The sequence below is a fragment of the Pseudomonas sp. m6p genome, from assembly GCF_055760375.1.
Genome location: NZ_CM147084.1, coordinates 5,123,174 through 5,136,450 on the forward strand (window position 1 = coordinate 5,123,174; position 13,277 = coordinate 5,136,450).

The 13,277-nt window shown below is 54.7% G+C and carries 7 protein-coding genes, 2 tRNA genes and 3 rRNA genes; 2 read left to right on the plus strand and 10 right to left on the minus strand.

The window, feature by feature from the left end; all coding sequences use genetic code 11:
* Positions 1 to 6 precede the first annotated feature (6 nt).
* The 8 genes from ACYZUM_RS23450 to tyrS form a co-directional block, all read right to left on the minus strand.
* Complete coding sequence (locus ACYZUM_RS23450) at positions 7 to 756, minus strand: pantothenate kinase (RefSeq protein ID WP_108183966.1); 750 nt, start codon at positions 754 to 756, stop codon at positions 7 to 9.
* Complete coding sequence (gene birA, locus ACYZUM_RS23455; protein WP_108183967.1) at positions 746 to 1,699, minus strand: bifunctional biotin--[acetyl-CoA-carboxylase] ligase/biotin operon repressor BirA; 954 nt, start codon at positions 1,697 to 1,699, stop codon at positions 746 to 748. The genes ACYZUM_RS23450 and birA overlap by 11 nt, the downstream gene beginning before the upstream one ends.
* Positions 1,700 to 1,831: 132 nt before the next feature.
* A 5S ribosomal RNA gene (gene rrf / locus ACYZUM_RS23460) occupies positions 1,832 to 1,947 on the minus strand.
* Between the two features lie 154 nt (positions 1,948 to 2,101).
* Positions 2,102 to 4,993 (minus strand): 23S ribosomal RNA (locus ACYZUM_RS23465).
* A 237-nt stretch (positions 4,994 to 5,230) separates the two neighbouring features.
* A tRNA-Ala gene (locus tag ACYZUM_RS23470) sits at positions 5,231 to 5,306 on the minus strand.
* 9 nt (positions 5,307 to 5,315) lie between these two features.
* A tRNA-Ile gene (locus tag ACYZUM_RS23475) sits at positions 5,316 to 5,392 on the minus strand.
* A 124-nt stretch (positions 5,393 to 5,516) separates the two neighbouring features.
* Positions 5,517 to 7,053 (minus strand): 16S ribosomal RNA (locus ACYZUM_RS23480).
* Together the 16S, 23S and 5S rRNA genes with 2 tRNA genes alongside form the textbook arrangement of a ribosomal RNA operon.
* Positions 7,054 to 7,606: 553 nt before the next feature.
* Entirely contained in the window at positions 7,607 to 8,806 is a 1,200-nt protein-coding gene (tyrS, locus tag ACYZUM_RS23485) for a tyrosine--tRNA ligase (RefSeq protein ID WP_041070157.1), read from the minus strand.
* A 212-nt stretch (positions 8,807 to 9,018) separates the two neighbouring features.
* Between tyrS and ACYZUM_RS23490 the strand changes: the two genes are divergently transcribed.
* Both ACYZUM_RS23490 and ACYZUM_RS23495 read left to right on the plus strand, forming a co-directional pair.
* Complete coding sequence (locus ACYZUM_RS23490; RefSeq protein ID WP_108183968.1) at positions 9,019 to 10,443, plus strand: peptidoglycan DD-metalloendopeptidase family protein; 1,425 nt, start codon at positions 9,019 to 9,021, stop codon at positions 10,441 to 10,443.
* Positions 10,444 to 10,446: 3 nt separating this feature from the next.
* A complete protein-coding gene (locus tag ACYZUM_RS23495) occupies positions 10,447 to 11,538 on the plus strand; it encodes an anhydro-N-acetylmuramic acid kinase (protein ID WP_108183969.1) in 1,092 nt (363 codons plus the stop codon).
* A gap of 75 nt (positions 11,539 to 11,613) precedes the next feature.
* On the opposite strand, the gene erpA is transcribed toward ACYZUM_RS23495, so the two are convergent.
* Together erpA and argC are read right to left on the minus strand one after the other, a co-directional pair.
* Positions 11,614 to 11,964, minus strand: a complete 351-nt coding sequence (gene erpA / locus ACYZUM_RS23500) for an iron-sulfur cluster insertion protein ErpA (RefSeq protein ID WP_003228776.1) — start codon at positions 11,962 to 11,964, stop codon at positions 11,614 to 11,616.
* 168 nt (positions 11,965 to 12,132) lie between these two features.
* On the minus strand, positions 12,133 to 13,167 hold the full coding sequence (argC, locus tag ACYZUM_RS23505) for an N-acetyl-gamma-glutamyl-phosphate reductase (RefSeq protein WP_047296942.1): 1,035 nt from the start codon (positions 13,165 to 13,167) through the stop codon (positions 12,133 to 12,135).
* Between the last annotated feature and the right edge of the window lie 110 nt (positions 13,168 to 13,277).

Consider the following 13,277-nt stretch of genomic DNA (forward strand, 5'->3'; position numbering starts at 1 on the left):
CAAACCTCAAGTTAAAGGACAGGCCATCGCCAACCCTATGAATACCAGGTCAGGGACGATCCGCGCTTCAGGCACAACGTCCGCCACCAACAGAGCATCGCCACCTGTAATAAAAACAGTAAAGCGCTCTCCCCAATAGGATCGAGCCATTTCCACTTGGGTCAGGACGAAACCTCTCAACATTAAAGAGCATCCACGCTCCACCGCTTCGACGGTACTGCGCCCCGGAGCATGGCTCGTCAGCGCTCTTTCGGCAGCCGAGTCCCCATAACGGATTTTCCGGGTATGTGTACGCAATTGGTGACGCATCAAGGGCATCCCTGGGCAAATGAATCCCCCAAGGTGCTCACCTTCGGCATTAATAAAGTCGGCCGTCACTGCAGTGCCGAAATCCAGAATCAGACAGGCGCCCGCAGCCAAATGAAAGCCACCAAGCATCGCCAACCAGCGATCCAGCCCCAAGCGTTCATACTCGTCATAGCCATTCCTGACACCAGACATCTCACTGGCCGACTTGGCGCACACGGCGGAGACACCGAACTCCTGCTCAAGAATCCGGGTGAGCGCGGCAGTTTCTTCGCTGGTTCTTACGCTCACCAATCGACATTTACGCAACGACAGGCCGTCAAATGCGCTCAAGCTATCCACCAGAGCTTGATCCGAGTCGACAACACCCTCCGCGAAAAGACCGCCAGCGGCCGTATTCAATACCCGCCACTTGATAAAGCTATTCCCACAGTCGAGCTCAAGAATCATCACGCAACCTCAGGCTGAGCTCACCACCACTAAAAACTTTTTCCACGCCGTCCACCTTCAAGCGCAGCGCACCTTGGCTATCAATGCCAAGCACAACGCCTTCTATATGACTAACGCCGGCAATCAAAGAAACCGGGCGACCTTGCCACATGTGATCCTTTTCCCACTCTTCCTGGAACGCAGAGAAACCATCAACCTGATGGCGCTGGATATAGCCGCGTAGCTGCTCGCTCAGCTCAGCTACCAAGAGGTTGCGATCGCAGCTTTTGCCCGTTTCCAGTCGTACCGACGTCCATTGCTGGTCAACTTCCTCGGCAACCTGCATGTTTACATTAACGCCAATACCCAGCACCACATGGCAAACATCTGCAGGATCCCCGACTAGCTCAAGAAGAATACCGGCGATTTTCTTGTCTCCGACCAGCACATCGTTGGGCCACTTCAATCCTGCGCCCGCCACCCCCAGCTTTCGCAAGGCGTGCATAACAGCCAAACCGACCACCAGACTCAAGCCCTCAAGCTGACGCATGCCACCTTCTATGCGCAGAACCAGGCTGTAGTAGAGATTTTCAGCAAAAGGGCTTACCCACTTACGCCCACGGCGACCACGACCGGAAATCTGTCGCTCTGCCAATACCAGAAACGGCGCCGCTCGACCCTGATTGATCGCGCGAAGCGCCTCTGCGTTAGTGGAGTCAATGGAGTCAAAGACTGTAATCGGCCAAACCGCTGCCAAGGCACCAATCTTCAGGGGGTCGAGCAGCGTCAGGGGCGCAGCCAGTTGATAGCCTCTGCCCCGGACTTTGTTAATTGACAATCCGAGCTCAGCCTCAAGATGCTGAAGCTGCTTCCACACCGCGCTTCGACTGATTCCCAGGGCAAGCCCCAAGGCCTCACCGGAATGGAATCGACCATCCTTTAAAAGATTCAACAACGTCAGCATGCAGGTCTCGCCTCACAATGAGGCCCGAATAATAGCCATGAGCAGGGCGATTGCATAGAAATCAAGCGCACCACTTTCCTGCGGGCAAAACAAAACCCCAACTGCTTTCGCAATTGGGGTTTCGGAATTTAATCTTGACGATGACCTACTCTCACATGGGGAAACCCCACACTACCATCGGCGATGCATCGTTTCACTTCTGAGTTCGGGATGGGATCAGGTGGTTCCAACGCTCTATGGTCGTCAAGAAATTCGGGTACTGACTCGTGACCAACTGGCCTCGCTTCAGCAAATCGGGTATGTGATACAGGTGCTTTGTGAGCTGCGCGAACTTTCGGTTCATTGCGTCTTCACACACCGCAATCTGGTCTCTTTCGAGCATTCAGATTGCTTGGGTGTTATATGGTCAAGCCTCACGGGCAATTAGTATTGGTTAGCTCAACGCCTCACAGCGCTTACACACCCAACCTATCAACGTCGTAGTCTTCGACGGCCCTTCAGGGAACTCAAGGTTCCAGTGAGATCTCATCTTGAGGCAAGTTTCCCGCTTAGATGCTTTCAGCGGTTATCTTTCCCGAACATAGCTACCCGGCAATGCCACTGGCGTGACAACCGGAACACCAGAGGTTCGTCCACTCCGGTCCTCTCGTACTAGGAGCAGCCCCTCTCAAATCTCAAACGTCCACGGCAGATAGGGACCGAACTGTCTCACGACGTTCTAAACCCAGCTCGCGTACCACTTTAAATGGCGAACAGCCATACCCTTGGGACCGGCTTCAGCCCCAGGATGTGATGAGCCGACATCGAGGTGCCAAACACCGCCGTCGATATGAACTCTTGGGCGGTATCAGCCTGTTATCCCCGGAGTACCTTTTATCCGTTGAGCGATGGCCCTTCCATACAGAACCACCGGATCACTAAGACCTACTTTCGTACCTGCTCGACGTGTCTGTCTCGCAGTCAAGCGCGCTTTTGCCTTTATACTCTACGACCGATTTCCGACCGGTCTGAGCGCACCTTCGTACTCCTCCGTTACTCTTTAGGAGGAGACCGCCCCAGTCAAACTACCCACCATACACTGTCCTCGATCCGGATAACGGACCTGAGTTAGAACCTCAAAGTTGCCAGGGTGGTATTTCAAGGATGGCTCCACGCGAACTGGCGTCCACGCTTCAAAGCCTCCCACCTATCCTACACAAGCAAATTCAAAGTCCAGTGCAAAGCTATAGTAAAGGTTCACGGGGTCTTTCCGTCTAGCCGCGGATACACTGCATCTTCACAGCGATTTCAATTTCACTGAGTCTCGGGTGGAGACAGCGCCGCCATCGTTACGCCATTCGTGCAGGTCGGAACTTACCCGACAAGGAATTTCGCTACCTTAGGACCGTTATAGTTACGGCCGCCGTTTACCGGGGCTTCGATCAAGAGCTTCGCGTTAGCTAACCCCATCAATTAACCTTCCGGCACCGGGCAGGCGTCACACCCTATACGTCCACTTTCGTGTTTGCAGAGTGCTGTGTTTTTAATAAACAGTCGCAGCGGCCTGGTATCTTCGACCGGCATGAGCTTACGGAGCAAGTCCTTCACCCTCACCGGCGCACCTTCTCCCGAAGTTACGGTGCCATTTTGCCTAGTTCCTTCACCCGAGTTCTCTCAAGCGCCTTGGTATTCTCTACCCAACCACCTGTGTCGGTTTGGGGTACGGTTCCTGGTTATCTGAAGCTTAGAAGCTTTTCTTGGAAGCATGGCATCAACCACTTCGTCACCTGAAAGGTAACTCGTCATCAGCTCTCGGCCTTAAGATCCCGGATTTACCTAAGATCTCAGCCTACCACCTTAAACTTGGACAACCAACGCCAAGCTGGCCTAGCCTTCTCCGTCCCTCCATCGCAATAACCAGAAGTACAGGAATATTAACCTGTTTTCCATCGACTACGCTTTTCAGCCTCGCCTTAGGGACCGACTAACCCTGCGTCGATTAACGTTGCGCAGGAAACCTTGGTCTTTCGGCGTGGGTGTTTTTCACACCCATTGTCGTTACTCATGTCAGCATTCGCACTTCTGATACCTCCAGCAAGCTTCTCAACTCACCTTCACAGGCTTACAGAACGCTCCTCTACCGCATCACTTGCGTGATACCCGTAGCTTCGGTGTATGGTTTGAGCCCCGTTACATCTTCCGCGCAGGCCGACTCGACTAGTGAGCTATTACGCTTTCTTTAAAGGGTGGCTGCTTCTAAGCCAACCTCCTAGCTGTCTAAGCCTTCCCACATCGTTTCCCACTTAACCATAACTTTGGGACCTTAGCTGACGGTCTGGGTTGTTTCCCTTTTCACGACGGACGTTAGCACCCGCCGTGTGTCTCCCATGCTCGGCACTTGTAGGTATTCGGAGTTTGCATCGGTTTGGTAAGTCGGGATGACCCCCTAGCCGAAACAGTGCTCTACCCCCTACAGTGATACATGAGGCGCTACCTAAATAGCTTTCGAGGAGAACCAGCTATCTCCGAGCTTGATTAGCCTTTCACTCCGATCCACAGGTCATCCGCTAACTTTTCAACGGTAGTCGGTTCGGTCCTCCAGTCAGTGTTACCTAACCTTCAACCTGCCCATGGATAGATCGCCCGGTTTCGGGTCTATTCCCAGCGACTAGACGCCCTATTAAGACTCGCTTTCGCTACGCCTCCCCTATTCGGTTAAGCTCGCCACTGAAAATAAGTCGCTGACCCATTATACAAAAGGTACGCAGTCACAGAACAAAGTCTGCTCCCACTGCTTGTACGCATACGGTTTCAGGATCTATTTCACTCCCCTCTCCGGGGTTCTTTTCGCCTTTCCCTCACGGTACTAGTTCACTATCGGTCAGTCAGTAGTATTTAGCCTTGGAGGATGGTCCCCCCATATTCAGACAAAGTTTCTCGTGCTCCGTCCTACTCGATTTCATGACTAAGAGACTTTCGCGTACAGGGCTATCACCCACTATGGCCGCACTTTCCAGAGCGTTCCGCTAATCTCAAAGCCACTTAAGGGCTAGTCCCCGTTCGCTCGCCACTACTAAGGGAATCTCGGTTGATTTCTTTTCCTCAGGGTACTTAGATGTTTCAGTTCCCCTGGTTCGCCTCTTGCACCTATGTATTCAGTACAAGATAACCATCTTATGATGGCTGGGTTCCCCCATTCAGACATCTCCGGATCAAAGTCTGTTTGCCGACTCCCCGAAGCTTTTCGCAGGCTACCACGTCTTTCATCGCCTCTGACTGCCAAGGCATCCACCGTATGCGCTTCTTCACTTGACCATATAACCCCAAGCAATCTGGTTATACTGTGAAGACGACATTCGCCGAAAATTCGCAAAACTCTTAAGAGTCACTCACAAATTTTACCTTAGCCTGATCCGTTACCAGTGAAAGTAACGTTCAGTCTATCTTTCTATCACATACCCAAATTTTTAAAGAACGATCTAATCAAAGACTAGAAATCAATATTCGCACCGGAATATTCATTTCTAAGCTCTAACAAGCAGAAGCAGTTAATGGTGGAGCCAAGCGGGATCGAACCGCTGACCTCCTGCGTGCAAGGCAGGCGCTCTCCCAGCTGAGCTATGGCCCCATACAAAATTGGTGGGTCTGGGCAGATTCGAACTGCCGACCTCACCCTTATCAGGGGTGCGCTCTAACCAACTGAGCTACAGACCCAATTTCGAGCGCGTAACTGATTAGCTCAGAGCTATCAGCTTGGAGCTTAAAGCTGCTTCTATCGTCTTCTTCAATGAATCAAGCAATTCGTGTGGGAACTTATGGAGCAGCTGATGTCGTCGATTAAGGAGGTGATCCAGCCGCAGGTTCCCCTACGGCTACCTTGTTACGACTTCACCCCAGTCATGAATCACACCGTGGTAACCGTCCTCCCGAAGGTTAGACTAGCTACTTCTGGTGCAACCCACTCCCATGGTGTGACGGGCGGTGTGTACAAGGCCCGGGAACGTATTCACCGCGACATTCTGATTCGCGATTACTAGCGATTCCGACTTCACGCAGTCGAGTTGCAGACTGCGATCCGGACTACGATCGGTTTTGTGGGATTAGCTCCACCTCGCGGCTTGGCAACCCTCTGTACCGACCATTGTAGCACGTGTGTAGCCCAGGCCGTAAGGGCCATGATGACTTGACGTCATCCCCACCTTCCTCCGGTTTGTCACCGGCAGTCTCCTTAGAGTGCCCACCATAACGTGCTGGTAACTAAGGACAAGGGTTGCGCTCGTTACGGGACTTAACCCAACATCTCACGACACGAGCTGACGACAGCCATGCAGCACCTGTCTCAATGTTCCCGAAGGCACCAATCCATCTCTGGAAAGTTCATTGGATGTCAAGGCCTGGTAAGGTTCTTCGCGTTGCTTCGAATTAAACCACATGCTCCACCGCTTGTGCGGGCCCCCGTCAATTCATTTGAGTTTTAACCTTGCGGCCGTACTCCCCAGGCGGTCAACTTAATGCGTTAGCTGCGCCACTAAGAGCTCAAGGCTCCCAACGGCTAGTTGACATCGTTTACGGCGTGGACTACCAGGGTATCTAATCCTGTTTGCTCCCCACGCTTTCGCACCTCAGTGTCAGTATCAGTCCAGGTGGTCGCCTTCGCCACTGGTGTTCCTTCCTATATCTACGCATTTCACCGCTACACAGGAAATTCCACCACCCTCTACCATACTCTAGCTTGCCAGTTTTGGATGCAGTTCCCAGGTTGAGCCCGGGGATTTCACATCCAACTTAACAAACCACCTACGCGCGCTTTACGCCCAGTAATTCCGATTAACGCTTGCACCCTCTGTATTACCGCGGCTGCTGGCACAGAGTTAGCCGGTGCTTATTCTGTCGGTAACGTCAAAATTGCAGAGTATTAATCTACAACCCTTCCTCCCAACTTAAAGTGCTTTACAATCCGAAGACCTTCTTCACACACGCGGCATGGCTGGATCAGGCTTTCGCCCATTGTCCAATATTCCCCACTGCTGCCTCCCGTAGGAGTCTGGACCGTGTCTCAGTTCCAGTGTGACTGATCATCCTCTCAGACCAGTTACGGATCGTCGCCTTGGTGAGCCATTACCTCACCAACTAGCTAATCCGACCTAGGCTCATCTGATAGCGCAAGGCCCGAAGGTCCCCTGCTTTCTCCCGTAGGACGTATGCGGTATTAGCGTTCCTTTCGAAACGTTGTCCCCCACTACCAGGCAGATTCCTAGGCATTACTCACCCGTCCGCCGCTGAATCCAGGAGCAAGCTCCTTTCATCCGCTCGACTTGCATGTGTTAGGCCTGCCGCCAGCGTTCAATCTGAGCCATGATCAAACTCTTCAGTTCAAACATCTTTGGGTTTTTAAGAAACCCTAAACTTGGCTCAGCAATCGTTGGTTACATCTTTGATTTCTCGCGGAGTAACTTGTGATGCTGATAATCTTGTTGACTATCAGTCTGACTCCACAAGCACCCACACGAATTGCTTGATTCAGTTGTTAAAGAGCGGTTGGTTAAGATCTTTCGTCTCAACCGAGGCGCGCATTCTACAGCAGCCTCATTTGCTGTCAAGTGATTATTTTCAGAAGTTTTCGAAGAATTCTTCAACAACTTCAACCACTTGCGCTTCCGATCTCTCGTTAGCGGGAGGCGAATTCTACAGCGTTACACGCTGCTGTCAACACCTCTTTTTCTCCGCTTTCGACCGAGAAGATCGAACCGTCCAAAGAGCCAAACATCACCGCTCTTTCAACTCCTTCCAGGCTTCGATGAACTGAAGCAAGCCGCTATCGAAAACCGCGCAACTCATTGAATCTCAAGGAGTTTTCCGTTTCGACTGCGCCGGAAGTGGGGCGAATTATAGACTTCTAAAATTCGCCGTCAACCCTTATTTCAAACTTTATTCAGATTTCAGCGTGATGCGCGCAAACGCCTTCTTGCCCGCCTGACAGACGTGAGTCGCACCCAGTACATATATAAAGGAGCGATCAACCACCTCACCGTCAACACGCACACCACCGGAAGCCAACAGATCGCGCGCCGCCGCCGAGTTCTTCACCAGGCCTGCTTTATTAAGGACGGCGGCAATTGGCATATCCTCAGCAGAGGCCAGCTCGATCTCCGGCAGATCATCCGGCAACTCACCATCCTTCATACGGTTACCTGCAGCCCGATGAGCATTGGCCGCAGCCTCCTCACCGTGGAAACGCGCAACAATCTCTTCCGCCAGCTTGATCTTGATGTCGCGCGGGTTGGCCCCCGCCTCCACATCTGCACGCAAGGCATTGATCTCATCCATCGAACGGAAGCTGAGCAGCTCAAAGTAACGCCACATCAGCGCATCCGGAATCGAAACCAGCTTGCCGTACATGACACCTGGCGCCTCCTGGATACCGACGTAATTGCCCAACGACTTGGACATCTTCTTCACGCCATCCAGCCCCTCGAGCAACGGCATGGTCAGAATGCATTGAGCTTCCTGGCCATATCCACGCTGCAGCTCACGCCCCATCAGCAGGTTGAACTTCTGATCGGTACCGCCCAGCTCGACATCCGCGCGCAGAGCAACCGAGTCATAACCCTGAACCAGCGGATAGAGGAACTCATGAATAGCGATCGGCTGATTGGTGGTGTAACGCTTGTCGAAGTCATCACGCTCCAGCATACGCGCGACAGTGTATTGCGAAGTCAGACGAATGAAGTCCGCCGGCCCCATCTGATCCATCCAGGTGGAGTTGAATGCAACTTCGGTTTTCGCCGGATCAAGAATCTTGAACACTTGAGTCTTGTACGTTTCGGCGTTTTCCAGAACCTGCTCGCGAGTCAAAGGAGGACGAGTCGCACTCTTGCCGCTTGGATCACCGATCATTCCGGTGAAGTCACCAATAAGGAAGATCACTTGATGCCCCAATTCCTGGAACTGGCGCAGCTTATTAATAAGCACGGTGTGACCCAAGTGCAGATCCGGGGCGGTTGGATCGAAACCAGCCTTGATACGCAGCGGCTGGCCGCGCTTGAGCTTCTCGATCAGCTCGGACTCGACCAATAGTTCTTCCGCACCACGTTTAATCAGCGCTAGCTGCTCTTCAACCGACTTCATAACAGACCCGCAAGGCTCAGATTCAAAGGGAACCAACCATACAAGATCGTGCACCAATTACAAGTTTTGCCCGGCGCACGGACACCAATCTGCAGACAGGGTGTCTGTAGACTTGCTTCGGGGATGATTTGGTTATATTTTATACAGTTATTTCATCTTCATCATGTCATTCATCTTTTCCAATTCATCTTTTTTCAAAGTCAAAAATACTTATGACCACTGAACCGTCTAAAGCGCCACCGCTTTACCCGAAGACCCACCTGCTCGCCGCGAGTGGAATCGCCGCCCTTCTCAGCCTGGCGCTCCTGGTATTCCCTTCCAGTGATGTTGAAGCCAAAAAGACGACCCTGAGCCTTGAACTGGAAAGTCCTGCTGAACAACTGACACAAGATCAAGACGCTGCTGACGCGGCTCAAGCCACAAATGAGCCAGTAGCCTCACCTTTCGCCCAGATCGAAAACAGCACCGAAAACACTCCGCAAACCGCTGAAGCCGCATCTGCGCCCACTCCGGTTGCCGAAAAACCAAAAGCTCCAGGACACCGCGAAGTCGTTGTCTCCAAAGGCGATACGCTCTCTACATTGTTCGAGAAAGTCGGTCTGCCAGCCGCCGCCGTGCATGAAGTCCTGGCGAGCGACAAGCAAGCCAAACAATTCAGCCAGCTCAAGCACGGCCAGAAGCTTGAGTTCGAACTGGACCCGCAAGGCCAACTGACCAGCCTGCACAGCAAGGTCAGCGACGTTGAAACCATCACCCTGACCAAGAACGACAAGGGCTATGCATTCAACCGCGTCACCGCAAAACCGACCGTTCGCACGGCTTACGTGCACGGCGTGATCAATAGCTCCCTGTCACAATCCGCTGCCCGCGCAGGCCTGTCCCACAGTCTGACCATGGACATGGCCAGCGTATTTGGCTACGACGTCGACTTCGCTCAGGACATCCGTCAGGGCGACGAATTCGACGTGATCTACGAGCAGAAAGTGGTCAACGGCAAAGCCGTCGGTACTGGCCCGATTCTGTCGGCGCGCTTCACCAACCGCGGCAAGACCTACACCGCCGTGCGTTACACCAACAAACAAGGCAACAGCAGCTATTACACCGCCGATGGCAACAGCATGCGCAAGGCATTCATCCGCACACCGGTGGACTTCGCCCGCATCAGTTCCAAATTCTCCATGGGCCGCAAACACCCGATCCTCAACAAGATCCGCGCCCACAAAGGTGTCGATTACGCAGCCCCGCGCGGTACGCCGATCAAGGCGGCCGGTGACGGTAAAGTGCTGCTGGCCGGCCGCCGCGGTGGCTACGGCAACACGGTGATCATCCAGCACGGCAACACCTACCGCACGCTGTATGGCCACATGCAAGGCTTCGCCAAAGGCGTGAAAACCGGCGGCAGCGTCAAGCAGGGCCAAGTGATCGGTTACATTGGTACCACCGGCCTGTCTACCGGCCCGCACTTGCACTATGAGTTCCAGGTCAACGGTGTTCACGTCGACCCATTGGGCCAGAAGCTGCCGATGGCGGATCCGATCGCCAAGTCCGAACGCGCACGTTTCCTTGCGCAGAGCCAGCCGCTGATGGCGCGCATGGATCAAGAGAAGGCCACCATGCTGGCTTCGAGCAAGCGCTAAGCCATGGCTCTTTATATCGGCGTGATGTCCGGCACCAGTCTCGACGGGCTGGACATCGCCCTGATCGAGCAAACCTCGGCGATCAAACTGATCGCCACGCACTACATCCCCATGCCTGAATCCCTGCGCGCCGAGCTGCTTGGCTTGTGCGCCAGCGGCCCTGACGAGATCGCCCGCTCGGCGATCGCCCAACAGCACTGGGTAAAACTCGCCGCGCAGGGCATCCATACCCTACTTGATCAGCAGCAACTCAATCCTGACGCCATTCGTGCAATCGGCAGCCACGGCCAGACCATTCGCCATGAGCCCGCTCGTGGCTTCACCGTACAGATCGGCAATCCTGCGCTTCTCACGGAGCTGACCGGTATTACCGTGGTCAGCGACTTCCGCAGCCGCGACGTGGCCGCCGGCGGCCAGGGCGCGCCGCTGGTGCCAGCCTTCCATGAAGCTTTGTTCGAAGAGCGTAGCGGTAACCGTGCCGTCTTGAATGTCGGCGGTTTCAGCAATCTGAGCCTGATAGAGCCAACGCGGCCTGTAGCCGGTTTCGACTGTGGCCCCGGAAATGTGCTGATGGATGCCTGGATTCATCAGCAACGCGGCGAGAACTATGATCGCAACGGTCAGTGGGCAGCCAGCGGTACGGTCGAGCCCACCTTGCTGACAGCGCTGCTCAGCGACCCGTTCTTCGTGACAAAGGGCCCGAAGAGCACTGGCCGCGAAGTGTTCAACCTGCCGTGGCTGCAACAACACCTATCCAGACTGCCAACCTTTGCTGCTGAAAACGTCCAGGCAACATTGCTGGAACTGACGGCACTGACCATCGTCGAGTCGCTGCAAAGCGCTCAAGCCGATACCCGGGAAATGCTGGTCTGCGGCGGCGGCGCTCATAACGCCACGCTGATGAAGCGTCTGGCCGATCTGCTGCCGAACGCTATCGTCGCCAGCACTGCTACTCACGGTGTCGATCCGGACTGGGTCGAGGCCATGGCCTTCGCCTGGCTTGCTCATTGCTGCCTCGAAGGCATTGCTGCCAACCGCCCGAGCGTCACGGGCGCCAAAGGTCTGCGGGTACTCGGCGCCATCTACCCCAACTGAGCAAAACGCAGGCAACAAAAAACGCCGCAGAACCGTAAGGCTCTGCGGCGTTTTGTTGTGTGCAGCGAGGAGCGATCAGATCGAGAACGAAGAGCCGCAACCACAAGTAGTGGTGGCGTTCGGGTTCTTGATCACAAAGCGCGAACCTTCCAGACCTTCCTGGTAATCCACTTCGGCACCCGCCAGATACTGGAAGCTCATCGGATCCACCACCAGGCTCACGCCTTCGCGCTCGACGATGGTGTCGTCCTCGGCCACATCTTCATCGAAGGTGAAGCCGTACTGAAACCCTGAACAACCGCCGCCCGTAACGAATACGCGCAGCTTCAAGCGATCATTCCCCTCTTCATCGACCAGGCTCTTCACCTTGTGCGCAGCACCTTGGGTGAATTGCAAAGCCGTGGGGGTGAAGGATTCGACGCTCATGCTGACTATCTCCCGGCGTTACGCCGCCATAATGCGTGATGACGCGCATTATCCGCTTGTCCTAGAAAATCGGTCAACTATTGTTACGGTATATCAATAAACCCGACCAACTGCCCAGAATGCAAAAAGGCCCGTTAGACGGGCCTTTTTGCTGTGTTGCCGAACGTGTTACGGCAGCATGCCGGCGTGGGACAGGCCGAAGCGCTCATCCAGGCCGAACAGGATATTCATGTTCTGCACCGCCTGACCCGACGCGCCTTTGACCAGGTTGTCGATCACCGACAGCACCACCACCAGATCACCATCCTGCGGACGATGCACTGCAATGCGGCAGACGTTGGCGCCACGCACGCTGCGGGTTTCCGGATGGCTGCCGGCCGGCATCACGTCGACGAACGGCTCGTTGGCATAACGCTTTTCGAACAGAGCCTGCAGATCCACCGAACGATCAACCACGGTCGCGTAGAGCGTGGAGTGAATGCCACGGATCATCGGCGTCAGGTGCGGAACGAAGGTCAGACCGACATCCTTGCCCGCAGCGCGACGCAGACCCTGGCGAATTTCCGGCAGATGACGGTGACCTTTGACCGCATAAGCCTTCATGCTTTCCGACGTCTCAGAGTACAGCGAGCCTACAGATGCGCCGCGACCGGCACCGCTGACACCTGATTTGCAGTCGGCGATCAGCCGCGAAGTGTCAGCCAGACCCGCTTCAAGCAGCGGCAGGAAACCCAACTGCGTAGCGGTTGGGTAGCAACCCGGCACAGCGATCAGACGCGCTTTTTTGATCTGCTCGCGATTGACTTCCGGCAGGCCGTAGACCGCCTCGTCCAGCAACTCGGGCGCGCCGTGTGGCTGGCCGTACCATTTGGCCCATTCTTCAGCGTCCTGCAAACGGAAGTCCGCGGACAGGTCGATGACCTTGGTGCCCGCCGCCAGCAGTTCACCGGCCAACGCATGAGCAACGCCGTGCGGGGTGGCGAAGAACACCACATCACACGCGCCCAGGGTTTTGATGTCCGGCACGCTGAACGCCAGACCGTCGTAGTGACCGCGCAGGTTCGGGTACATGTCAGCCACGGCCAGACCGGCCTCGGATCGGGAAGTGATCACCACCACTTCTGCCTGCGGATGCTGTGCCAACAGACGCAGCAGTTCGACACCGGTGTAACCCGTGCCGCCGACGATACCGACCTTGACCATAAACCTGCCCTCAACGAACCCACTGGAAAGCCGTCGATAATAGGGGCCGCGCGCCCCTGCGACAACCATCAAGGTGACGTGCGGACGCTCAAGCCTCTACTATCCCGGCT

Coding starts and splice junctions, on each gene's coding strand:
- ACYZUM_RS23490 (WP_108183968.1), top strand. CDS start 9,019: ATGACCACTGAACCGTCTAAAGCGCCACCGCTTTACCCGAAGACCCAC.
- birA (WP_108183967.1), bottom strand. CDS start 1,699: ATGCTGACGTTGTTGAATCTTTTAAAGGATGGTCGATTCCATTCCGGT.
- ACYZUM_RS23495 (WP_108183969.1), top strand. CDS start 10,447: ATGGCTCTTTATATCGGCGTGATGTCCGGCACCAGTCTCGACGGGCTG.
- ACYZUM_RS23450 (WP_108183966.1), bottom strand. CDS start 756: ATGATTCTTGAGCTCGACTGTGGGAATAGCTTTATCAAGTGGCGGGTA.
- erpA (WP_003228776.1), bottom strand. CDS start 11,964: ATGAGCGTCGAATCCTTCACCCCCACGGCTTTGCAATTCACCCAAGGT.
- argC (WP_047296942.1), bottom strand. CDS start 13,167: ATGGTCAAGGTCGGTATCGTCGGCGGCACGGGTTACACCGGTGTCGAA.
- tyrS (WP_041070157.1), bottom strand. CDS start 8,806: ATGAAGTCGGTTGAAGAGCAGCTAGCGCTGATTAAACGTGGTGCGGAA.